22 protein-coding genes are annotated in these 20,916 nt (G+C 58.3%); 11 read left to right on the forward strand and 11 right to left on the reverse strand.

Features of this window, described 5'->3' with window-relative positions; genetic code table 11:
- Position 1 precedes the first annotated feature (1 nt).
- The 7 genes from R5H23_RS12100 to R5H23_RS12130 all read right to left on the reverse strand — a co-directional run bounded on the left by R5H23_RS12100 (position 2) and on the right by R5H23_RS12130 (position 7,706).
- Positions 2-2,320 (reverse strand): LPS-assembly protein LptD, encoded by a 2,319-nt coding sequence (locus R5H23_RS12100; RefSeq protein ID WP_099213215.1) that lies wholly within the window; start codon positions 2,318-2,320, stop codon positions 2-4.
- A complete protein-coding gene (gene lptG / locus R5H23_RS12105; RefSeq protein ID WP_244591220.1) occupies positions 2,320-3,507 on the reverse strand; it encodes an LPS export ABC transporter permease LptG in 1,188 nt (395 codons plus the stop codon). Before lptG ends, R5H23_RS12100 begins: the two co-directional genes overlap by 1 nt.
- Positions 3,504-4,652: an LPS export ABC transporter permease LptF gene (lptF, locus tag R5H23_RS12110; RefSeq protein WP_046901247.1), complete on the reverse strand. Its 1,149-nt coding sequence runs from the start codon at positions 4,650-4,652 to the stop codon at positions 3,504-3,506. The genes lptG and lptF overlap by 4 nt, the downstream gene beginning before the upstream one ends.
- A gap of 56 nt (positions 4,653-4,708) precedes the next feature.
- Positions 4,709-5,191: a hypothetical protein gene (locus R5H23_RS12115; protein ID WP_086632992.1), complete on the reverse strand. Its 483-nt coding sequence runs from the start codon at positions 5,189-5,191 to the stop codon at positions 4,709-4,711.
- 3 nt (positions 5,192-5,194) lie between these two features.
- Entirely contained in the window at positions 5,195-6,208 is a 1,014-nt protein-coding gene (locus tag R5H23_RS12120; RefSeq protein WP_046901249.1) for an L-threonylcarbamoyladenylate synthase, read from the reverse strand.
- Positions 6,205-7,002, reverse strand: coding sequence for a 3'(2'),5'-bisphosphate nucleotidase CysQ (locus R5H23_RS12125; RefSeq protein WP_317215565.1), 798 nt, complete (start codon positions 7,000-7,002; stop codon positions 6,205-6,207). The genes R5H23_RS12120 and R5H23_RS12125 overlap by 4 nt, the downstream gene beginning before the upstream one ends.
- Positions 7,003-7,067: 65 nt before the next feature.
- Positions 7,068-7,706 (reverse strand): hypothetical protein, encoded by a 639-nt coding sequence (locus R5H23_RS12130; RefSeq protein ID WP_317215566.1) that lies wholly within the window; start codon positions 7,704-7,706, stop codon positions 7,068-7,070.
- 105 nt (positions 7,707-7,811) lie between these two features.
- Between R5H23_RS12130 and R5H23_RS12135 the strand changes: the two genes are divergently transcribed.
- The 10 genes from R5H23_RS12135 to R5H23_RS12180 all read left to right on the forward strand — a co-directional run bounded on the left by R5H23_RS12135 (position 7,812) and on the right by R5H23_RS12180 (position 17,495).
- Positions 7,812-9,293, forward strand: a complete 1,482-nt coding sequence (locus R5H23_RS12135) for a leucyl aminopeptidase (protein WP_317215567.1) — start codon at positions 7,812-7,814, stop codon at positions 9,291-9,293.
- Positions 9,294-9,295: 2 nt separating this feature from the next.
- Positions 9,296-9,739: a DNA polymerase III subunit chi gene (locus R5H23_RS12140; RefSeq protein ID WP_317215568.1), complete on the forward strand. Its 444-nt coding sequence runs from the start codon at positions 9,296-9,298 to the stop codon at positions 9,737-9,739.
- A 66-nt stretch (positions 9,740-9,805) separates the two neighbouring features.
- Complete coding sequence (locus R5H23_RS12145; protein ID WP_317215569.1) at positions 9,806-10,651, forward strand: aldo/keto reductase; 846 nt, start codon at positions 9,806-9,808, stop codon at positions 10,649-10,651.
- Positions 10,652-10,756: 105 nt separating this feature from the next.
- Entirely contained in the window at positions 10,757-12,004 is a 1,248-nt protein-coding gene (locus tag R5H23_RS12150) for a hypothetical protein (RefSeq protein ID WP_317215570.1), read from the forward strand.
- On the forward strand, positions 12,001-12,861 hold the full coding sequence (locus R5H23_RS12155) for a hypothetical protein (protein WP_317215571.1): 861 nt from the start codon (positions 12,001-12,003) through the stop codon (positions 12,859-12,861). The genes R5H23_RS12150 and R5H23_RS12155 overlap by 4 nt, the downstream gene beginning before the upstream one ends.
- The gene (locus R5H23_RS12160) at positions 12,858-13,379 is read left to right on the forward strand and encodes a hypothetical protein (RefSeq protein ID WP_211498457.1); all 522 of its coding nucleotides are present in this window, start codon (positions 12,858-12,860) and stop codon (positions 13,377-13,379) included. The genes R5H23_RS12155 and R5H23_RS12160 overlap by 4 nt, the downstream gene beginning before the upstream one ends.
- Positions 13,379-14,470 (forward strand): hypothetical protein, encoded by a 1,092-nt coding sequence (locus tag R5H23_RS12165; protein ID WP_211498456.1) that lies wholly within the window; start codon positions 13,379-13,381, stop codon positions 14,468-14,470. Before R5H23_RS12160 ends, R5H23_RS12165 begins: the two co-directional genes overlap by 1 nt.
- Positions 14,440-15,906 carry a hypothetical protein gene (locus tag R5H23_RS12170; protein ID WP_317215573.1) on the forward strand — a complete coding sequence of 489 codons (1,467 nt, stop codon included), beginning with the start codon at positions 14,440-14,442 and terminating at the stop codon, positions 15,904-15,906. The genes R5H23_RS12165 and R5H23_RS12170 overlap by 31 nt, the downstream gene beginning before the upstream one ends.
- 14 nt (positions 15,907-15,920) lie before the next feature.
- A complete protein-coding gene (locus tag R5H23_RS12175) occupies positions 15,921-16,388 on the forward strand; it encodes an NADH-quinone oxidoreductase subunit B family protein (RefSeq protein ID WP_086633053.1) in 468 nt (155 codons plus the stop codon).
- Between the two features lie 171 nt (positions 16,389-16,559).
- Positions 16,560-17,495 carry an ROK family protein gene (locus R5H23_RS12180; RefSeq protein ID WP_046901260.1) on the forward strand — a complete coding sequence of 312 codons (936 nt, stop codon included), beginning with the start codon at positions 16,560-16,562 and terminating at the stop codon, positions 17,493-17,495.
- An 84-nt stretch (positions 17,496-17,579) separates the two neighbouring features.
- Here R5H23_RS12180 and R5H23_RS12185 read toward each other — a convergent pair whose 3' ends face one another.
- From R5H23_RS12185 to R5H23_RS12195, 3 genes are all read right to left on the reverse strand, one after another.
- Complete coding sequence (locus R5H23_RS12185) at positions 17,580-18,461, reverse strand: phosphatidylcholine/phosphatidylserine synthase (protein ID WP_046901261.1); 882 nt, start codon at positions 18,459-18,461, stop codon at positions 17,580-17,582.
- A 14-nt stretch (positions 18,462-18,475) separates the two neighbouring features.
- Complete coding sequence (locus tag R5H23_RS12190) at positions 18,476-19,153, reverse strand: phosphatidylserine decarboxylase (protein ID WP_317215575.1); 678 nt, start codon at positions 19,151-19,153, stop codon at positions 18,476-18,478.
- 61 nt (positions 19,154-19,214) lie between these two features.
- Positions 19,215-19,931, reverse strand: coding sequence for a methyltransferase domain-containing protein (locus R5H23_RS12195; RefSeq protein WP_317215576.1), 717 nt, complete (start codon positions 19,929-19,931; stop codon positions 19,215-19,217).
- Between the two features lie 40 nt (positions 19,932-19,971).
- On the opposite strand from R5H23_RS12195, the gene gloB reads away from it, so the two are divergent.
- Entirely contained in the window at positions 19,972-20,688 is a 717-nt protein-coding gene (gene gloB / locus R5H23_RS12200) for a hydroxyacylglutathione hydrolase (protein WP_317215578.1), read from the forward strand.
- 54 nt (positions 20,689-20,742) lie between these two features.
- Here the strand turns inward: gloB and R5H23_RS12205 are convergent, their stop codons facing one another.
- Positions 20,743-20,898 carry a DUF2474 domain-containing protein gene (locus R5H23_RS12205; protein ID WP_317215579.1) on the reverse strand — a complete coding sequence of 52 codons (156 nt, stop codon included), beginning with the start codon at positions 20,896-20,898 and terminating at the stop codon, positions 20,743-20,745.
- Positions 20,899-20,916 lie beyond the last annotated feature (18 nt).

Raw genomic sequence — 20,916 nt, forward strand, 5'->3', positions numbered from 1 at the left:
CTCAGCCGTTAATTCCGAAAGTGCCGATCGTTTTGAACGTGAAGTTGAACATCACAGTGGTGTTCCGCTGCTCGCCGCCGATCCGTGTGTATTGTTTGATATACATGATATCCAGCCCGAAGCAGTCGTTGGAATACCCAATATCCCCGCCATTTGCGACGAACTGTTTCCGGGACAGACTGCGACGGAAGAAGCCTGACGCATGATACTGGCGCCAGTGGGTAGAGACACTGCCCGTAATTTCGTTCGTCTTGACAAGATAGGGCGAGTTTACGCCGCTCTCACGATAGTTGGTGGCGTAATAATAATACGGTGTCACCGGGGCATAGAGGTAGCCGGCACTGAAGCGTAAAGCCGGAATGCCAGCGCTGAACAGGCCTTCGCCATAGTCCACCTGATGCGTCCATGGATTGTAACGACCGCGGGCCGTTACATCGAGGTACTTGTTGGGTGTGAAGCGCACACGGCCAACCGGGTCCGAAAGGTGATGATCCAGGCCGGAATACGGAATGCGGTTCTTTGTGATGTGCTCCTGGATGCTTTCACCCACCAGCATGTCGATAGAATGGCCGTTCCACGTCCAGCTCTGATGAACGCCGATATTGCCGCGCAGTCCGCCATCGAGGCGATCTGTACCGGCGTAGCGGTTCAGGGAGAACATGGTTGTATCGGTGAATTCGTACGTCAGACTGTCTTCATTCGGCATATTGCTGTTGGCAGAGTTGCCGGTGTTAGGCGCAGCAATCAGCTGAACAATTGGCTCAAGAACCTGCGTGCCACGTCCGCGGGCAAAGGACCGCAGGAACGGCCAGTTCATCTTGACGGCAATGGTTGGCAGAACCTGCCCTGTGATTTTTGTGCCGCCAACTGCGTAATAGGTCGGCTGCTGTGCGAGGCGAGTGGCCCGATAGACGTTTGAGTCCAACCGTGCCGTTACAAGCCACTGCTGGCCCAGACTGTTATGGAACGGACGGTCCCACTGCATCTGAAGCTGGCCACGCTGATCAGACACGCCCTTTGTACGGTACACGTCAAAGTCTGTGGTGTTCATGCTGAAACGCCCACCCAGCGCATCAGGCTGGCCCTGATAAGCGTAGGTGAAGCGCGGCAGTGCCCATGGCAGCTCGGAGTTCTGAATGACGCCCTGGTTCAGGCCCTGATAGGCCTGTGCGTCGAGGCGGGCGTAGGCGCCTACGCCGTAGCCTTCAAGATAGACGTTCGAGTTGAGCGATTCCTGACCGTAACCAGGGACGCGGTAATCTCGCATGTAGTTGGCAGACGTCGCCAGATTGACGTTGATGCCCGCCTGCCAATGCTTGTTGATCGCGAAATTGCCCTGACCGAACACGTAACCCTGAAGGCCATATTCGCCTGAAGAGTTGACGTTGTTGCCGAACGTATTGACGTAGCGGCTCTCTCGGTTGGTGTCGTATGCGCCACCGGCCGTGATATCCAGCGTGCCAAAGTTGAAACGGCGGCGATATTCGCTGGTGATTTCCGGACCGGTCTTTGTTGAGACCAGTCCACGAACGGTGAGGTCCTGACTGTCGTCAATGGCCCAGAAATATGGAAGGGTGAAATACGTTCCAAGATAGCGGTCATGCGGGCTGATGCCGGCCATCAGGAAGCCGCTCTGTCGTTTGACCGAAGGGTCGGACATCGAGAAGAACGGGAAATAGAACACTGGCAGGCCGAGCATTTTCAACCAGGCATGGTTGAACTCGATACGCTTGTGCTGGGCATCCTGCGTCGCGCCATAGGCCTGGAACTGCCAGAACGGGGGAGCGTCAGGGTTTGTTTCGCAGATCTTGCACGCCGTATAAACGGCATGTGAGAGATCATTGATCAGACCATTGGTGCGACGCATGCCGTTACCGGCCAGCTTCGCATTATCCTGCATCTGCATGTAGATGGACGTGCCGATGCCGTCATGCATGCCATGGCTGAATTCCATATAGGCGGCATACGTGGTGCTGCCATCTGGTTCCATGATGGCGACATGGCCGCGCGCTGCCAGAACGCCTGTGTTCCGGTCATAGGTGATCTTGTCGGCACGGAGAGCGTGGTCGCCCTGCCAGATGCGGACATTGCCTTCCCATGTGACAAGACCGTTCTTTGCGTAGCTTTCGCTGTCAGCCAGATAGGTGAGAGGGTCGTGCTCGGACGTCGGCTTGCCAATGACGATGATATGCGAATTGTCGCGCTGCATCGTATTGGCAAACATGTCCTGCGGCGCCACGAGCGCAGTTCCCGTCAGGGCGACGCCTGCAAGAGAGACGCATCTGCGGGCGCGTTTTGGGAGCCACCGGGGCACCGACATCAACCATCCTCCATATGCAGCAAAAGCGCGACCGCAAGGCAGAGCCCTGCGCCCGTGGGCGCCCATGCGGCAAGAACCGGCGGCAAAGCGCCAGATTCACCAAACTGTTCAGCCACTTTCGAGATCGTGAAAAGCGCAAAGCCTGCAGCAATTCCCGATCCCAGCATCCGGGCCACTCCGCCGCGTCGTGCGGGACGCATCGAAAACCCTGCGGACACCAATGCCATTGTACCAGCAAGGATGGGAAGAGCCAGAAGCGATTGGAAATGTAACCTGTGCCGAATTGAAGGGAAACCGGACCGCTCCAGAAGGGAGATAAAGCTGGGTAGAGCAAAGACCGACAGCGTATCGGGCGATGCAAAACTTTCCTGAATGCGACTGACCGTAAGATCAGACGGAAGGCTCAGGGTTCCGATTTTTTCCGGCAGATGATCCGGATGCAGCAGAGACGAATCATTCAGGCTCCACTGCTGATGGGCGAGGGTTCCGGTTGGCGCTTCGACGCGGACGATCAGCCGGTCCCGGTCATCCAGGCGGAAAATGGTCACGCCGGAGACATCGAGCGTATCCTGCGCAAGTTTGACGTTCTGGGCGTGGAGAATGGCAACGCCGTGTGGGGTCAGTCCATCGTCGGCCTGCCTGAGCCAGAGTTCGCCACCTTTGAGTGTGAGAACGCCACCACCCGTTCGAAGATAAGACTGATCGAGAAGCTCCGCCTGCCGATACATCGACGAGGAAAGCGCTGAGATGCCGGTGGTTGTGAACAGACCGATCAGGAGGGCGCAGGAGAGAGGGCTGGCAAGGAACTGCCAGGCAGAAATACCTGCGGCTCTGGCGACAATGAGTTCGGACGACCGTGTCAGGCGGGAAAAGCAGACAATTCCGCCAAGCAGAATACCAAACGGCAGCACGTAAATGACGTAATACGGAATGTGCAGCCCTGCGATTTCAAGAATGAGGCTGGTGGGTACATTGGGGCGGGTTGCGGCGCGTCTGAGCAGATCAATGAAGTCGAACAGGGACACAAGCCCTGTCAGAGCCAGAACCATCGACAGCGTATTTAACGTGAAATGACGTGCGATGTAGATCGCCAGGGTCGTAGAAAACCCGACTTCCGCTTCCTGTGGTCTCAGGGTGTGGATGAGCGTGGAAAACCAGCTGCGATACCCGTCAGTGGTGGATTTCATGAGGGGCGTCCAGTCTGGCGCGTGGTTCCGGTCCACTGCTCGGCGAACAGAAGAGCCGCACAGATGATGCTTGGAAGAAGGGCTGCAACCCAGAGCAGGGGAACAAGAGCAAGATTTCTGCCAGCAAAATTCTGCAGCATGAGTGAAAGTGCGAGAAGCCCCACGACTGTCAGAATGGCGATGAGAGGACGGGTGATATTTCCATGGCGGGAGAACGTCCCCCGAAGAACAGCCACAAGCCCGATCATGGCGAAGGATAGCACAGTCAGTGGCGCAGTCAGGCGATGCCACCCTTCGACCGCAAATTTGCCCCTGTCACGCTCGGACACCTCGTTTGGATCCGGGTGGAATAGATCGTGCAATGGCATTTCCGATGCGTCCCGCTCTTCATGGTTGTTCTGGCGGGACGACGTTAGATCAATCGTGTTGCGGCCAAATGTCAGGACGTTCAGTCGCCCTGTATGCCGGTCAATTTCTTCACGAGAGCCATTGTAAAGGACGACGCGAGGCTTGTCGTTGACGGTTACGATCGTGCCCCGTTCGGCCAGAACGGTCGTATGGGCATCCGGATCGCGATCATCTTCCACCAGAACACCGTGCAGCAGCCCGTTGGAATCCCGGGAGCGGACATACACGGTCATGTCTCCCGAGACCTTTGTGAAAACACCATCCTGAAGCAGGAAGGCCGCCATCTGGTTGCGGATCTGGAATTCGTATCGATGGAAGGCGTGATAGGACACCGGAGCCAGCCAGAGCGTCAAAACGTAGCACAGGCCCACGCAGGCTCCTGCGCAGATCAGGCCAGGGCGTGCCAGTTCCAGGGGGGAACGGCCAGCGGCGCGCATGACGGTCATTTCCCGGTCGCCGGACATTCGCTGATAGGTAAAGAGGATCACGAGGAAAGTTGTGATCGGCAGAATGACAGCCACAAAGGACGGCAACATCAGGGAGGTAAGCTGCAGAAAGACGCGCAGCGACAGCCCATGCTGAACAATCATCGATACAAAATGCAGCGATTGTGTCAGCCAGATGAGCGCTACGGCTCCTCCTGTCAGCGCCAGAAGGGCGATGACAAGCTGGCGGAGAACGTATCGGTCAAGAAGGGGCAGCAGATGTCGCTTTGCAGCGCCGGGGGAAGAGGCCATGGCCCTTCATCTATCCTTAGCCTGTGACGGGAGAAAGGCAAAAAAACAAAACGGTATCAGCGGAAGTAGACTGATCGGTCAATCGGAGGCCGGTCTGTCAGGCTATGGTAGAACTGGCTTGTCGCGATCCCAAGCAATAGCCCCGCGCTGATCCCAAAGGCAATTGTAATGTAACGCCATGGGCGCTGGGCACGCTGTGTCGCGATCTCGGTCATGAGAGCTCGGCTCTCCATCTGCGTATGACTGAGGGCGCCCTGAGCGGACCGGAGGTGACCCTGGGCTTGTCGTAGTTCGCGCTCAAGATCGGAAATTCTTTGGCGGAACTGTTTTTCCCGATCGGCTGCGTTTTGGCGTCCGGTGTCGGCAGCAAGGCTTGCGAACAGGTTTTTGAGTGCGCCGCCTGACAGATTATTGCGTTTGGCACGGAGACGGAGCGCTTCGAGCGCATTTTGGGCAGAACCAGACGGCTCTGCGAGAACCAGCGCGAGAATATCGGAAAGAATTTTGATATCTTTGGGGTCGAAGCGGTTCTCGGCCATGTGTCAGCCAAGAGCTTGAGAAAGTGGGCGTGGTTCAGCCGCACGCCGTAGCCGATCCCGAATTGCAAGCCCAAGGCCCTGACGGGGAATGGGCTGTGCCGCGATGCATGTCAGTCCGCGTTTGGTGCCTTCTGCATCCAGGAAGCGCAACCCTGCAAACAGGCGCGCCGCCGCCTCTTCCAGATTCCCGGTTTCACTCAGATTCCACGTCAAGCCAGCATTGGAAAGCGCCGGGCCAAAGGCCAGCAGTGCTTCGTTGGGGCGGACGTCATAGGCGTCAAGGCGGACTGGCAGCGAAGGCGCATAATGCGATGCCAGCCGGCCAGGGGAAGAGGGAAGCGCTTCGGCAAAATCGTCCGGATGCTGGATTGGGCCACAGAGAGCCGTCAGTTCTTCCAGCGTCACGCCACCCGGTCTGAGCAGGACAGGTGTATCGCGTGTGAGATCCAGAACGGTACTTTCTACTCCGACGGAGCACGGACCAGAATCCAGAATGGCATCAATCCGTCCATCCAGAGACCGCAGAACATGCGAGGCGTCTGACGGGCTGACAGTCCCGGAAATGTTCGCAGATGGCGCTGCGATGGGGGCGCCAACCTCACGGAGGAGGGCAAGAGCCGTTTTGCCTCGGGGTACGCGAAGGGCAAGCGTATTCAGGCCAGCGGCGGCCAGGTCCGAAACAGTGGAGTGTGATCCGCGGGGCAGGACCATCGTCAGGGGCCCCGGCCAGAACTTGTCGGCCAGCGCATACGCCATGTCTTTGATCCGCCCATGCAGATCTGCCTGTGCAAAGGCGCTTTCTGCATCTGCCAGATGGCTGATGAGGGGATTGAAGCGGGGACGTCCCTTGGCTGCAAAAATACGCGCGACTGCGGTATCGGACGATGCGAGCGCCCCCAGGCCATAAACGGTCTCGGTTCCGAAGGCGACGAGCTTACCGGCCTTCAGAAGCTCTGCAGCGCGGCGGATTCCGTTTGTGTCAGCAGTCAGGCGTTCCGTGTTAAGGGTCTCGCTCACGAAGCGCCTCCGGTGCAGTAAAATGAAGAGTTCAGGCGGTCGGGCTTGCCGTAACGCAAGGGTTGGCCGTTTTCATCCAGCAGGCTTCCCCCTGCGGCTTCGAGAATGGCCTGCGGGGCGGCGGTGTCCCACTCCATTGTCGGGCCAAAACGGGGATAAAAATCCGCAGCGCCTTCTGCAACGCGCATGAATTTTACGGAGGAGGCCAGCTTGTCGATGGACGCGACTTTCCGTCCGGCGAGCCACCGATCGAGAAGCTCGGTATTCCCATGGTGGCTGGACGCCAGAACGCGTAGCCCTTCAGCAGAAGGTTTGGCCGTGTGGATAGGGGTACTGGTCGTACCATCGAAACGATGCGCGCCGAGCCCTATGCCCCCGCTGTAGATCAGTCCGTATCCTGGAAGTGCGACGACGCCCAGAGCGGGCCTGTCTCCACGGACCAGGCCTATATTGACGGTGAAGTCCTTGCCGCCGGATGAGAAGCCGCGGGTTCCGTCCAACGGGTCCACCAGCCAGTAGGCGTTCCCGGCTGTAACCTCAATCCCCGCCGACATTTCCTCTTCCCCGATTGCAGCAAGCGACGGGCACGCCGTGCGCAGGCCACGCAGGATGTGGTCTTCAGAGGCGCGATCTGCCTCCGTAACCGGAGAGGCGTCTTTCTTGACTTCCGTGAGGAAGCCTCGGGCACGGATTTCGTTAATGATGTCCGCTGCTTCCGAGGCCAGACGGAATGCGAGGGACAGCAGGGCGCGGTCATCGTCTGGGGAGACCGTATGGGGGGGGGCTGAGGTCATGCCTGCAAGGCTACTTCATGAAAGGCGTTTCGTCATGTGCTGATGCGAGAGATGTCACGTCGTGATTACGGGAAGCATCCATCTGGAGAGGAGGGCGGCCCCGCATCGGCGGACAGGGGCAGTCCTGTGGCGACTTTCAATGCGATATCGGAGCTACAGAATGTGCCCGGGACTGCGATCTTTTTGACAAAGTGAAAATAGAGCGGTGTCCATCCGGGAACGCCATCTGATGCGACAAGGCTGTAAATGTAAACGATGGTTGGGCCACGAGAGGTTACAGGGCCGTCTTTTGGATTTCGAATGGCCTCGAACAAGAGAGTCGCGGGTTTTCCATCCAGTTCGCCATGAGCAAATTGAACGGTGGTCAACGCGTCCTCACCCGTATGGGGTGAATCTCTCAGATGGTCTTCAAATGAGCGATCGGGTGTTTCTGAGGATCCTTCGATACCAATGACGCTGGTTCTTTTGTCGATGACGGTCGTCAGAACATACATGTGATACCCCCACGCATTTCCGTTGTCCCGCCATGCCTGGAAAACGGAGAACGGCCCGAGTGGGCTTTCGAAAGTGTTCAGTCCGTCATGCAGGGGCAGGAGTGAGAGCCGGCTGAGTTGCCCCGAGGTCGCGTGCGCTGTTGCACGCGGAACAGAGCACGCTAATGAGGCGATGATTGCAGCGGAAATGAAACCGGAACGCAGTGACATGTGACGTCTCCGTCGTGCTCATCGAACTGCTCCCCTCTTGTGTGGAAGCACGCTGTTCCCGATAACGGGAGCACTGAAATGGTTCTGCCATGCAAAAGGTGCGATATGCTCGATATTTCTTTTGGTTCGCTTCCAGCGCTGAGCGACGCCCAGCCACAGGCCGTTGCCCTGATTGGGCATGGGAAGGCTACCTTTGAAGACAGCATCTTCAAGACACTCGATGACGCGACGGCTGGTGCATTGAGCCGTGCTGCGTCTTTCAAGGGTTTTAAGGGCGAAGTTGGGCAGACAGTTGTGCTGACGGCGCCATCTGCTGGTCTGTCTCAGGTTGTTCTGGTGGGATGTGCGGCTAAGGATGGCTCGGCTGTCGGATCGGTTGCTGTTGAAAATGCTGGTGGCTCAGCAGCTAAAGCGCTCGATGGCGTGGCTGATGCGGTTCTCGCCCTGACGGCAGATATTGCAGAATTTGCACCAGAAGCTGCGTTGGGTGCGCGTCTGGCTCGTTACGACTTTGCTCTGTATCGCACGAAGAAGTCTTCCGAGAGGCCGGTTCTGAAGGCTTTGACGGTCGTGGCTTCGGATGTTGCCGCCGCTGAAGCGCGCTGGACGGCTCTGGATGCCGTATCTCGCGGTGTGTTTCTAACCCGGGACCTTATCAGCGAACCCGCCAACATTCTGTCTCCGGAAACGTTCACAGCGCGGATCGAAGCGCTCCGTGAGACGGGTCTTGAAGTGGAAGTTCTCGATGAAGCCGCCATGCAGGAATTGGGCTTTGGTGCCCTTCTAGGTGTGGCACAGGGAAGTGCGAACAAGCCCCGCACGGTAATTGTCCGTCATAATGGCGGTGGTGATGAGGCCCCTCTGGCCTTCATCGGCAAGGGCGTAACGTTTGATAGCGGTGGAATTTCGATCAAGCCTGCTGCCGGCATGGACGAGATGAAGACCGATATGGGCGGTGCCGCCACGGTGATCGGCCTTATGAGCGCACTGGCGCGCCGCAAGGCTCCGGTAAATGCGATCGGTGTTGTCGGACTGGTGGAAAACATGGTGTCTGACCGGGCACAGCGTCCGGGCGATATTGTGACGAGTTATAGTGGCCAGACCATTGAAGTGCTGAACACGGATGCCGAAGGCCGTCTGGTTCTGGCGGATGTGCTTGCCTATACAAAGGATCGTTTCAAGCCGAAGCTGATGGTCGATCTGGCCACATTGACCGGTGCGATCGTGGTGAGCCTTGGAACGGAAAACGCAGGTTTGTTCAGCAATGACGACACGCTGGCTTCCGGTCTGTTCGAAGCTGGAAAGCAGGTTGGCGAAGGTCTGTGGCGGATGCCGATGGGCGAGGCGTACAATCGCCAGATCGACTCTGACATTGCAGATATGAAGAACATTGGTGGCCGTCCGGGGAGTGCCATTCTGGCGGCTGAGTTCCTGAAGCGCTTCGTTGGTGAGACGGTCTGGGCGCATCTGGATATTGCCGGCACGACATGGAAGACGACGGCGTCCCCGACGGCTCCGAAGGGTGCAACTGGGTTTGGGGTTCGTCTTCTGAACCAGTTCGTACTGTCTCATGAGGCCAGTGCCTGAGAGTGGATGTCGGATTCTATCATCTGACGCGGACACCTCTGGAAGAGGCGTTGCCTGCGCTTCTGGGTAAGACGCTGGATGTTGGGGAGCGGGCCTTGGTCCGTTGCCCTGATGGGGCGTCAGTCACGGCTCTGGATGCGGCGCTCTGGGCCTCCCGCGATCCTGTGTGGCTTCCGCATGGCACTGCAAAGATGGGTCATGCGTTCTGGCAGCCGATCTGGCTGACAGAAGGGACTGATGTGCCGAATGGTGCAAAATTCCTGTTTCGGATTGATGGCGCTGGAGAAGACGATTTTTCTCCGTTCACAAGAATTTTTGACCTGTTCGATGGGCGTGACCCCGCGAGCGTCCAGAGGGCCCGTCAAAGATGGGTAGCCTTGAAAGCGGCTGGCCATACCCTTGTGTACTGGCAGCAGCAGGAGCGGGGCTGGAAGAAGTCCGGCTGAGGTTCAGGCGGAACATCTTCGGGGGGTATGTCGTTGTGTGACAGAGTTCTTCCCGGGAGACGCCTTATGAAAACCGTTACGCTCCGCAACGGCACCACCGTTCCTGCATTGGGAATGGGGACATGGAATGTCGGAGACAGTGCAGATCGCCGCGCTTTGGAAATCGAGAGTTTGCGCACGGGTCTGGAAGCCGGTTTGCGGGTTATCGACACAGCGGAAATGTATGGAAACGGCCGGTCTGAAAAGCTGGTTGGGGAAGCCATCGCGGATGTGCGGGATGATGTTTATCTCGTCAGCAAGGTTCTCCCGTCCAATGCGTCTTATGACGGCGTGCGCCGGGCCTGCCGGCGTTCGCTGGACCGCCTGGATACGGACTGGCTGGACATGTATCTGCTGCACTGGCGTGGTGGTACGCCGCTGGAAGAGACCATTCGGGCGTTCGAAGACCTTCAGACAGACGGGCTAATCCGGGGATGGGGTGTTTCAAACTTCGATGTTGATGACATGGAAGAAATCGAGGCGCTTTCAGGGTCCTGTCAGGTCAATCAGGTTCTTTACAGTCTGGAACATCGCGGAACGGAGTTTGATCTGCTGGATCACGATCTTTCGACCGGCACTGTGACGATGGCTTATTCTCCGCTGGGGCAGGGCGGTGAACTTCTCCAGCACCCCGCTCTTGCCGAGATCGCAGGGAGACATGAGACGTCTGCTGGTCCGGCTGACCCTGCTCAGATTGCACTGGCCTGGGTGATGCGTCGGGAAAATGTCATGGCTATTCCCAAGGCCGGCTCTCCAAAGCATCTCCTCTCCAATGTTGCCTGTTTGGAAATCAGCCTCACTGAAGAGGACCTGAAAGTTCTGGATCATGCTTTCCCTCCGCCGCAACGCAAGGTATCTCTCGCCATGATCTGACGGGCATGATCTGATACGGCCCGTTCCCACTCTGGACCGGACCATACCCTGCTCACTTTTTCTGCCCTGTTTCATACTGATCCGGTCTCTCTTTGCCTTGCAGCATTGACGTTTCCTGCTGCTCTTAAGACAGACCGGGAAAGCCGTGTTGGCCGGGGGCGCTTTGCCCTTCCGGCAGCTCTTGCGGCTGTATTGTTGACGTCTGCTCCGGCTGTTGCTGTAGCGATTGGCGTGCTGATGACGCAGGAGCGCAAAGCGTGCCCGGTATCGTGGGCGCTGCCAGCTCTCTTATGCTCGGCATTGATGCCAGACAGTACGTTGGCGCTTCTTTCTCTCTTTCCGGTGCTGTTCTGGCCTGCGCTCTTCACACGTGAGGGTGCGCTTTTTCCGGCGTTGTCGTCTGTTCTTGCCGTTGCGCTTGTCTGGCATGCGGGGGCCGTCGTCCCTATTGGCTGTGCAGCGGGACTGGCTGCTCTTGTTTTGCTCGTTTTAGGGCGCAGTGTGTTCTGGGGAATTTCCCCTGGCGATCTGGGACTAGTCCGGCCTGCCATTCTGGCAACGCTTCTGATTGCTGCGCAGGATGAGGGCATGGGAACAGGCGCGCGGATTGCGCTTGAAAGCCTGTTGCTGGATCTGACCCTGATAACGCTGTCCGTTCCGGTGCTGAGACTGATGCCGGTCCTCGTGACGTTGCGTCTGCCGTTTCCGCCCCTGCCGGGGTTTCTCGTGTTGTGGCTGGGAATTCACGCTGCGCTGGGGCTGGCTGCCGGTGTGCAGGGCTGGAGCGTGATTGGAGTGCTTGTGGCGCTTCTGATTGGCCTGATTTCACTGTTTGACGTTTTGATTGTGGGGCGTCGGCCCGACACGGGTGTTTTGCCTATCGGTCCAGCTGGTGCGGTCTGCGGGGTTATTTTGGGCGCCCTGCTGCTGCCGGTGGCAGTGTTTGGCGTGTTCAGTCCCGTGCTTCATCACGTCGAGGGAGAGTGGGTCTGGCCGTTCTGGTCTTTGGGTGGCGGAGACGGCGCACACCTCAAGGTGCCAGCTTTGATGTTAATTCTCAGTGTGATGTGGCTGTTCTTTGTAAAATCGTGGCGCACGGAGGGCGGTCTTGAAAAGGCGATCGCGAACTTACTGCTTCCGGGGACGCAGACTGGCCGATCAGAGACAGGACTCTTCGAAGAGCCTCCGGCTCTGCCCTGGATCATGCGTCGTTTGATTGTCGGTGGTCGGATCCGTCTTCAGGCACTGGCAGCGCTTAAGAGCGGTCAAATGCCAGATATGCGGCAGATGGCGGTGGGGCTCTGGCTTGTGCTGCTTGCGCTTGTTCTGGTGGTTCTGGGTCTGACGGCATGATGATGACCGGTCTATGGGCTGTCGCCCAGACGTTGTTTCAGCTTTTTATTCTTCTGGCTCTGGCACCTGTCATGGGGTGGGCTCTGGCAGAGTTGCCTCGCTGGATAAATGGCGAAGCCATTTGCGGGCCTCAGCGTCAGATGCGCAGGGCAATCCTCTTCTGGGGCATTGTCTTAAAACTGCCTGTTGCACCGAGGCTGGCGCTCGTTCTGGCTATCGCGTTGTTGATCTTTGTTGTTCTGCCTGCGGTGACGACGGGCGGGGCATTTGTTTCTCTCGCCAATCCTCTGCTGATCGGCCTTTTGCTGCTGGCTGGTCGCCTCATGTTAGGTGTTCCACAGCAAAGGGAAGAATGGCGGCGGGTTCTCCCTGCCGTTCTGGTGCTCTGCCTGACGGAAGCCTTGATTGCGCTTGCGGCACCGGGCGCGGATGGTGTGGGGGGCTTATGTGCCATGTTGCACATTGAGCCAGCACCAGGGCTCGAAGGTGCGCTGGGCGCGTGCGCATTGGCGTTGGCGATTTCCTGCCCGCCCCTGCGTGAAGACGATATGATCCAGCGTCTGGACGGCGAAACAAGCCGTCAGGTTCGTGAGATGTCGCGGAATGTTGCGGAAGTTCTGAATACGGCCTGGCTTCTGCTACTGGCTGATCTCGCTCTGCCCATTACGGTTGGTCTGGGTGGAAGCGATGTGACGGGCTGGTTTGTAGGATTGGGTGGGCTGTTGGGTCGACTTGCTCTGGTGGTGGTCGTGCTTATTGGACTGAGGCTCACCGCACAGGAACGCAGTGAACGACTGACGGCGCTATTTGCCGGAGTGGCGCTTTTGCTCGCGCTCGCCGGGAGGTTTGCGACATGATTGTCGGATTTGGCGTGCTTCTGCTGCTGGCGCTTGCTGGGCTGGGGCGAGATGGACGAGGCCTGCCCCTTTACGGTCTGGTATGTGCTTTTGCGGGGGCGACAGTCTGCGGAGGGCTTCTGGCGCTGCTTACCGCGATCGCGTTAATCGGTCTGAATATTGGTGCCTGGATATGGCTCAGGCGGTTCGCTGGTCATGTGCCAGATCGCGGTGCCGTGCTGCCTGTGGTCGGGGCGTTGCTTCTGCTGCTGGCACTAGGTCTCTCAGGTGCGAGTCTTGGGTTGGCGCCTGTGTTGGGAGCGGGAGCGGTTCTGGTGGGCCTGTGTGGCGCTGCTTTCGGTCCGGCACTTGTGCAGTTTACAGGGCTGCTGATGGCTGCTGACGGACTGATTGTTATGGCGTGTGTTCTTCAGTCGTGGCCGTTCTTTGCTGCGGCTGTAGCGCTATGGGGTGTTCTGGGCGCACTGGGTATGACGCTATTGCCACGCCTTGCCTGGCGGCGGGTGGAGGAAAACTGATGCATCCACTTGCTCCCGTTGGAACGCTGTTTGCCGTGACAGTCTGGCCGCTTCTGGCCGCTTTTCTGCTGCTCATGACCCCGCCAGGCCGACAGGCTGTCAGCAGTCGCACGTTTGCGATTGCTGGTGCTCTCATGACCCCTGTTGCAGTTTGGCTGATGCCGGGTGCGGATGCGCTCGCCGCCGCGTGCTCCTGCGTGGTTGCAGTCATGCCGCTTCTTTTACCGCCTGCGGGAGACCGGGTTGGACGTATTTTGCCCTTTCTGGTGACCGGATGCGCTCTGATGGCACTGAATGTTCATTCAGCTTTCGCGGTCACGGTGCTGTGCGGCGCAGGAACGGTTCTCTGGGCCTGGCGCGAGGGCCGGGGGGCGCAGAAGGCTGCCATTGTCTGGGATATGGCGAGGTCACGTCTCGGTGGAGTTATTCTGGGAGTGCTGGGGGCGTCCCTGCTGTCGATGGATCAGTCTCCTCTGGGGCCGGTTCTGCTGACAGTCGGGTTGTGCATGATGGCCGGTCTGGGGCCGTCTCCCGTCCCGGAACCTGATGCAGTGCTGCTTGATACGGGTCTGAGGTTTGCGGCCATTTTGCTGATGTTGCGACTGGACGGGCACCCGCTCGTTCATATTCTGGTGCTGGTCGCAGGGTTCGGGACACTGATCATGCGTATGGCAGGCCAGTCCCGAGGGCGCGGTGTCTTCTTGCCCATTCTGTCCTCGCTGGGTGCGATTGCCGCGGCGGTTGGTGAAGGAAGTGCAATTGTCCTTCTTTTGGTGGCGTCTGTCGGATTGGCTGTTCTGGAACGTCAGAATGATGGCCGTCGATACGAGATGGTTGCCGCTGGTGTAGCGCCCTGGCCGGTCTTTTGCGCGTTGTTGGCGATTGGTCGCTCTCTCGAGCCACTGCTACTCGTGCTGATGATCGTTTGTCTTCTTCCTGGGTTGAGGCAGGTTCGTCTGGCCGGGCTGATGCCGTCCGGTCTTAGTCTCAAGGGTGGCATTGTTCCGGCCGTTGAGGCTGTTCTTTTGCTTGTCGGTCTTTGCGGACCGCTGCTTTTGGCATGGCATCCAGCACCCGGGTGGCGGCCATGATAAGCATGGAACGCATCATCCGGAGTGGTGAGCGGGTTGCGCTGGCGCATTACCATCTTGATCCCGAGCAATGGGAAGGGATGCTGGCTGCCCCCGGCAGAGCTTTGTCACTACTGTCATGCTGGGCGGATGAGCAGCGTGTTTACGTGCTGTTGCTGGATGGCGATTGCCCTTTGATGGCCAGTACGGCGGTGGAAGATCGTCGTTATCTGGCGCCATCTTCACGTTTCCCTGCGGCGGAGTGGGGGGAACGCGTAGCCTATGATCTCTGGGGCGTTGAGGCCATGAGTGCCTGTGGAGATGGTCGTCCTGCCCTTGATGATGGTTTCTGGGAAACGACATGGCCGCTTTCCTCACGGCCGGGGCCTGGAGGGCAGGCTATGCCCTTGCCTGCGGGCCGTAGCCGCCTGCGCGCGGAAACAACAGGATTGAGCGGTCCGCTCGAACTCTCTTTCGATGTGCTGCGCGGCGCAGTGCAAGGGCTGTCCGTCGATGCTGGGCTGGCTCATCGCGGTGTGTTGCAACGCATGGTTGGATTGTCGCCTGAAGAGGCTCTCCCGCTGGTGGCCCGCATGACGGCTGGGGGTTTTGTCGCCCACCCAATGGCGTTTTGCCGGGCTGTTGCCCAAGCGCGCGGGTTGCAGCCGGGTCCAGGGACGCGGGATGCCTGGATGATCCTTCTCGAAATCGAGCGAATTTCCGTCCACCTCTTCGATATGGCGAGAACAGCACGTGCCGTGGATGCGGGGCTGCTGGCAACACACTGCGAGCATGCGCGGGAGGCTATTGCGGCCGCTTGTGCAGAGCAGGGCGTACCGCGCCGACTGACGGACGTGATTACGTGCGAGGGTGTGCGGTCTGGTTTGGAAATCGTTCCGCTGGCTCATGCTGTTCTGGAGGTCATGTACTCTCGCATGGCGCAACTGCGCGAACTGCAATCCGTATTTGCACCCCGTTTGAAGGGACTGGCGGTTTTGGCGCCTGCGCAGGCACGTGAATTTGCCGTGGGTGGTCTGGTCGGTCGGGCTTCGGGTCGAAGCCTGGATGTGCGTCGCAGGGAAGTCGGTATGCGGCTGGATGCTTTGCGGGCAACGGGCTCAAGCGATGGCGATGCGGCCGCCCGCGATGCGTTGCGTTTAACGGAAATCCGGGATTCTCTGGCTTTAATCAAGCGGATTTTGGGGAGTATCGGCATGGATGATGATGAGCCTGCACCTGAAGCCACGCAGGAAGGCATTGGCGCGGCTGAAGGGGCGAGAGGTGACGTCTGGTATTGGGTCCGCCTGAAGAATGGGAAGATTGAGTCTGTCCATGCCCGAGACCCGGCTGTCTCTTTACTACCCGTTCTGCATCGCGTTTTGCAGGGAGAGGCTCCTGAGCGTTTGAGTGCCGGGCTGAAGTCTCTGGCTCTGGCCCCGTCTGGAGTGGCGATGTGACAGCGTTTCAGACTATGGGCCCACTCAGTGTGCTGCATGCTTTCCTGAATGTCTCGCGGTGGAGAGTATCTGCTGACAAAGGCACGTCTGTCCGTCCCGATACGATCAATTTGTACGTATTGGAGACCGGAGGATGTGAAGGCTGCGCCATGGAAGTGGAGAGTTTATGCGGCAGTGCTTTCGCTCTTGAGCAATATGGCTTTGCACGCGTTACCGATCCGGCAGATGCAGACTGGCTGTTGGTTACGGGGCCGATGGGCAGGGCTTGTGTTCAGATGCTTGAGCGGGTCTGGAACGCGATGCCGGCTGGAAAAAGTCTGGTGGCTGTAGGCGCCTGCGCTGTTGATGGCGGGATGTTCGGGCCGAATTATGCCACTTTGGGAGGCTTGAAGGCGCTCACGCCGGTCCGTCGGGCTATTCCAGGATGTCCTCCGTCTCCCCAGGACATTCTTGTGGGTCTTCAGCGTCTCGCTGAGGGATGAATGGCGGAGTTTGACCAGCACTCGATCCTACAAAAACAGAAACATTGATTTTTTGTGATCGGATGACTTGCCGACAGAGGCTTTCACGTTCAATCAGACGGGCGCATACAGTGCGTTAATCTGTTTTCAGGCTTTCTTTTCAGACGGCCGCCAAACAACACAGGGCATGAGATGGCTGACTATCGCCTTGGTATTGATCTCGGTGGAACCAAGATCGAGATCGCAGTTCTTAATCGTCAGGGCGATCTTGTCCTGCGTGAGCGAATTCCTAATCCAGGTGTTTATCCGGAAGCGGTTCTTGCGATCCGTGATCTCGTGACGAGTGTGGATCATCGTCTGGGGGCTGTTCCGAGCCACCGCGTGTCTGCCGGTCAGAGCACGTCCACGTTGGGTATTGGCATTCCAGGATCGATTTCTCCGGAGACGGGGCTGATCAAGAACGCCAACGCGACCTGGCTGAACGATCAGCCTTTCGGCATGGATCTGGAATCGGCTCTGTCCCGTCCTGTTCGCACAGAGAACGATGCAAACTGCTTTGCGTTGTCTGAGGCGGCCGATGGTGCAGCTAAAGGTGCACAGACTGTTTTTGGCATTATTGTCGGAACGGGCATGGGCGCTGGCATTGTCAATAACGGGCGTGTGCTTGAGGGCCGCCATCATATTGCTGGTGAATGGGGGCATCTGCCGCTTCCCTGGCCGCTTCCTGAAGATGGTGAGCCGCGTCCTTGCTTCTGCGGAAACAAGGGCTGCATGGAGCGCTATCTTTCCGGTCCGGCTCTCGCAGCTGACTGGAAGGGCCCAGGTAACCGCAACACGGCTGGCATCGAAGATGCTGCTGCAAACGGCGATCAGGCTGCCATTCGCGCACTGAACCTCTACATGGAGCGTTTTGCGCGCGCCTGTTCCCTTGCGATCAACTTCCTTGATCCGGACGTGATCGTTCTCGGAGGCGGAATTTCCAATCTGGCGTCTCTGTATGAGCGTGTTCCGCCGCTCCTGAGCAAGCACGTCATCACGCCGGTCTGCACAACGCCAATCGTCAAGAACCTGCATGGTGACAGCTCTGGCGTCCGCGGTGCAGCATGGCTTTGGGATGTGACCGAGTAAGTATTTTCCGAATGGCTGGAAGACTGCTTCCAGCCATGTGGAGACATAAAAAAAGCCGCCGGTCATTCCGGCGGCTTTTTTTGTTCAGATTGCTTCTTCTTCAACCGTTTCGGACATGTCTTCAGCGGCCCGTTTCAGCCGGTGATAAGACCGGCGGGAAAAGGGCAGTATTGCGACATAAAAAAGTCCGGCTGCGGCTAGTGCGCCCCACGGGTCCGCAACGAGAACGGCCGCATAGAGGCCCGTTCCCAGCATAAGCGGCAGAACATAGCGGGCCGGAACCTTGAAATTCTTGAAAGACCAGACCGGCAGCGTCGAGACCAGCAGCAGACCTGTCAGGATAAGGCAGACTGCCGAGACGATGGGTGCACGGGCGAAAGCTGCGAGGCCTTCGGCATGCATCCTGTCTGCCTCAAGGCCCAGGAATACGGGGAACAGAACAATACCTGCGCCAGCAGGGGCTGGAACGCCGGTAAAGAAGTTGGCGGAGTAATCTGGCTTGTCATCGTCATCCAGGCTTGCATTAAAGCGTGCCAGACGAAGGGCCATGCAGACCGTGAACATGATGCAGGGGACAAAGGCATAGCGTCCGGCATCTTCAAGGCACCAGATCAGCAGCACGAATGACGGTGCGACACCGAAGCATACGAAATCTGACAGACTGTCGAATTCGGCGCCAAAACGCGTTGTACCGCGCAGAAGGCGGGCAATCCGGCCGTCCAGTCCATCAATGCAGGCTGCGATCAGGAGGGCGACCGCTGCGTGTGCAAACTGGTGTTCCAGCGCAAAGCGCATCCCGCTCAACCCGGCACACAGGCCGAGCATGGTCAGGATGTTGGGAATCAGCCGGTTAAAGGACGGTCCCCGCACGCGTGTGCGGGGGGTGCGTCCCATGCGGCGCAGTCGGCGACGAATGCGGCGGCGTCTGGCAGGACGGTTGGGTTCAGCCGTCTCGGGAATGGTCATTGGCGCGTTCTGGCTCAGAGCTTCGCCAGGACGGTTTCGCCCCCGATCATGGTCTGGCCTTCAACAACGATCGGCTCAACACCCGGCGGCAGATACACGTCTGTGCGGGAGCCAAAACGGATCAGACCGAAGCGTTCACCAGCTTCCAGGTGCTCGCCTTCTTCAACGAAGCAGAGGATGCGGCGCGCGATCAGGCCTGCGATCTGCACGACACCGATATTGCGGCCGTCGGGAAGGGTCAGGCGGATTTCGTTGCGTTCGTTATGCTCTGAGGCCTTGTCGAGGCTGGCGTTCAGGAACTTGCCTGCATGATAGGCAATCTTCGTGACCTGACCGGCTGCAGGCATCCGGTTGATGTGCACATCCAGCACGGACAGGAACGTCGAGACGCGCCAGACCGGAGTTGTGCCCATTTCAAGCGCTGCCGGTGGAGCAACGAGAGAGACTGACGTTACGCGGCCATCTGCAGACGCCAGTACGAGATCTGATCCCGGTGGTGGTGTGCGCTTCGGATCCCGGAAGAAATACAGGCAGAAGGCAGAAAATGCGATGCCAGCCTTTCCGATGAGACGCGTGAACCGCCAGGGCGTCAGGCGGCCGATGATGCCAACGAAGGCACCTGCAGCGAGGAAGGGAGTCGCAGCGCGATGCGGCGGCGACAGGACAAGTTTGAGGGACTGGATCAACGACATGGAACGCACTCTTACGGCACAGGAAGCTAGGGTCAAGAATTCGCCACAAAGAAGGCGTTTTTCAGGCAGGTTCTGCAACCTGTCTGGGGACGGTCACACGCGCTTTTTCGTCCATCAGAGGCAGGCCTGCATAGACGTTCTTGCGAGCCACCACGATATGGACGCCCGCGCAGGGGTAGCGGATCATTTTTCCAACGCGTTCTGGAAGTGTGCCTGAAAGACGCGACAGCAGAGCAGGGGGCGTCATGAGGGCGCCAGTGTGATGTTCGATTTGGAACAGTCCTTGCTCCAGCAACCGCGTCAACTGTCTGGTGCTGAAGGGGACGCCGTGACCAAAAGGTGTTGCATCCGTATGAGCCCAGTAGCCGGAGCGGTTTGGTACGACGAGAATCAGGTAGCCGTCATCCGTCATGACTTTCCAAGCGGCGCGGAGAAACTCTGCTGCTGAGCGGGTAAACTCCAGTCCATGAACGACCAGCACGGTATCCATCGACAGGTCATCAAAAGGCAGGCGCCCGCTATCAATCAGACAGTCCTGAACGATGTGGTGAAATGGGCGCTGGGTCTGGGGATGCTGCAAACGCGCAGAAATTGCGCACCCGGCTGTGGCAGGAAGATAGGGGCCGGGGTACCCTATCCCGAGCAGTCGACGCGCCCGGAGGTCTGGCAGGAGGCTGTTCAATCTTCGGTTGAGGAGACTGGCTGTGCGTTGGCCTGCCCAGCTTTGATAGAAAGCGGCAGCATCTTCGGAACGGGTGCGTGTCAGGCGCGTCAGCATGGAAGTATCTAACCAGCAAGCTCAGTTCAGGGGAACTGTCATGTCACTTGATATTCAGTCCATTCCGGTTTTGTCAGACAATTATGTCTGGCTTTTGAAAGCAGAAGACGGGACGCGGGCTGTCGTAGACCCAGGCGAAGCTGGTCCAGTCATGGCCGTGTTGGGAGAAGGGCGTCTCGATCTGATTCTTCTGACGCATCACCACGCGGATCACACGGGAGGGGTGGAAGCACTTCGCGAACGATATGGCGCGAAAGTGTTCGGCCCATCCCAAAAGCAGGAATGGCTCCCCAAGCTGGATCGTGGCCTTGAAGATGGTGACAGCTTTTATATCGGATCCACCAAAGTGGACGTTCTTCTAACGCCGGGACACGCTGTCGGGCATCTTTCCTATGTTGTGCCTGAAGTGCCTGCGTTGTTCTGTGGTGATGTGCTGTTCAGTGTCGGATGTGGGCGCCTGCTGGAGGGGACAGCAGAAGAGCTGTATCGGAGTCTTCATCGTTATGATGCACTGCCTGATACCACGCTGGTTTGTGCCGGACATGAGTATACCCGCTCGAACATTGCCTTCGCATTGCATGTCGATCCAGACAATCAGGCTCTGAAAGCGCGGGCAGCGGAAGTGGAAACGCTTCTGGAAGCGGGGAGACCGACATTGCCAGTCTCTCTGGGAACGGAGCGGGCCACGAATCCATTTCTGCGAGCGTCCGATGTGTCGCATTTTGCGGACTTGCGTCGGCAGAAAGATACCTTCTGAGGGCATGAAAAACCCCGCCTTTCAGGGGCGGGGTTTTTCTTTGGGAGGCCTCGGTTAGTGATGGCCGCCGAAGATGATCCTCTTGAGGAGTTCAGCGCCCACGCCAACGACGAGGACACCGCTGAGCCAGAAGAGTACGAACCATCCCACCCGTTTCATCCAGGCGACGATGCCGGTTTTCTGGTTGGGCTTTCCGTACTCGATTCTCATGGCGCGAACTCCCTGAAG

The sequence above is a fragment of the Gluconobacter sp. GP1 genome, from assembly GCF_032913585.1.
GTDB classification, from domain to species: Bacteria; Pseudomonadota; Alphaproteobacteria; order Acetobacterales; family Acetobacteraceae; genus Gluconobacter; species Gluconobacter cerinus.

Bases quoted from the DNA above. Each gene is read 5' to 3' on its own strand.
- R5H23_RS12100 (WP_099213215.1), bottom strand. From the start codon at position 2,320: ATGTCGGTGCCCCGGTGGCTCCCAAAACGCGCCCGCAGATGCGTCTCT.
- lptG (WP_244591220.1), bottom strand. From the start codon at position 3,507: ATGAAATCCACCACTGACGGGTATCGCAGCTGGTTTTCCACGCTCATC.
- lptF (WP_046901247.1), bottom strand. From the start codon at position 4,652: ATGGCCTCTTCCCCCGGCGCTGCAAAGCGACATCTGCTGCCCCTTCTT.
- R5H23_RS12115 (WP_086632992.1), bottom strand. From the start codon at position 5,191: ATGGCCGAGAACCGCTTCGACCCCAAAGATATCAAAATTCTTTCCGAT.
- R5H23_RS12125 (WP_317215565.1), bottom strand. From the start codon at position 7,002: ATGACCTCAGCCCCCCCCCATACGGTCTCCCCAGACGATGACCGCGCC.
- R5H23_RS12130 (WP_317215566.1), bottom strand. From the start codon at position 7,706: ATGTCACTGCGTTCCGGTTTCATTTCCGCTGCAATCATCGCCTCATTA.
- R5H23_RS12135 (WP_317215567.1), top strand. From the start codon at position 7,812: ATGCTCGATATTTCTTTTGGTTCGCTTCCAGCGCTGAGCGACGCCCAG.
- R5H23_RS12145 (WP_317215569.1), top strand. From the start codon at position 9,806: ATGAAAACCGTTACGCTCCGCAACGGCACCACCGTTCCTGCATTGGGA.
- R5H23_RS12155 (WP_317215571.1), top strand. From the start codon at position 12,001: ATGATGATGACCGGTCTATGGGCTGTCGCCCAGACGTTGTTTCAGCTT.
- R5H23_RS12160 (WP_211498457.1), top strand. From the start codon at position 12,858: ATGATTGTCGGATTTGGCGTGCTTCTGCTGCTGGCGCTTGCTGGGCTG.
- R5H23_RS12165 (WP_211498456.1), top strand. From the start codon at position 13,379: ATGCATCCACTTGCTCCCGTTGGAACGCTGTTTGCCGTGACAGTCTGG.
- R5H23_RS12170 (WP_317215573.1), top strand. From the start codon at position 14,440: ATGGCATCCAGCACCCGGGTGGCGGCCATGATAAGCATGGAACGCATC.
- R5H23_RS12175 (WP_086633053.1), top strand. From the start codon at position 15,921: ATGGGCCCACTCAGTGTGCTGCATGCTTTCCTGAATGTCTCGCGGTGG.
- R5H23_RS12180 (WP_046901260.1), top strand. From the start codon at position 16,560: ATGGCTGACTATCGCCTTGGTATTGATCTCGGTGGAACCAAGATCGAG.
- R5H23_RS12185 (WP_046901261.1), bottom strand. From the start codon at position 18,461: ATGACCATTCCCGAGACGGCTGAACCCAACCGTCCTGCCAGACGCCGC.
- R5H23_RS12190 (WP_317215575.1), bottom strand. From the start codon at position 19,153: ATGTCGTTGATCCAGTCCCTCAAACTTGTCCTGTCGCCGCCGCATCGC.
- R5H23_RS12195 (WP_317215576.1), bottom strand. From the start codon at position 19,931: ATGCTGACGCGCCTGACACGCACCCGTTCCGAAGATGCTGCCGCTTTC.
- gloB (WP_317215578.1), top strand. From the start codon at position 19,972: ATGTCACTTGATATTCAGTCCATTCCGGTTTTGTCAGACAATTATGTC.
- R5H23_RS12205 (WP_317215579.1), bottom strand. From the start codon at position 20,898: ATGAGAATCGAGTACGGAAAGCCCAACCAGAAAACCGGCATCGTCGCC.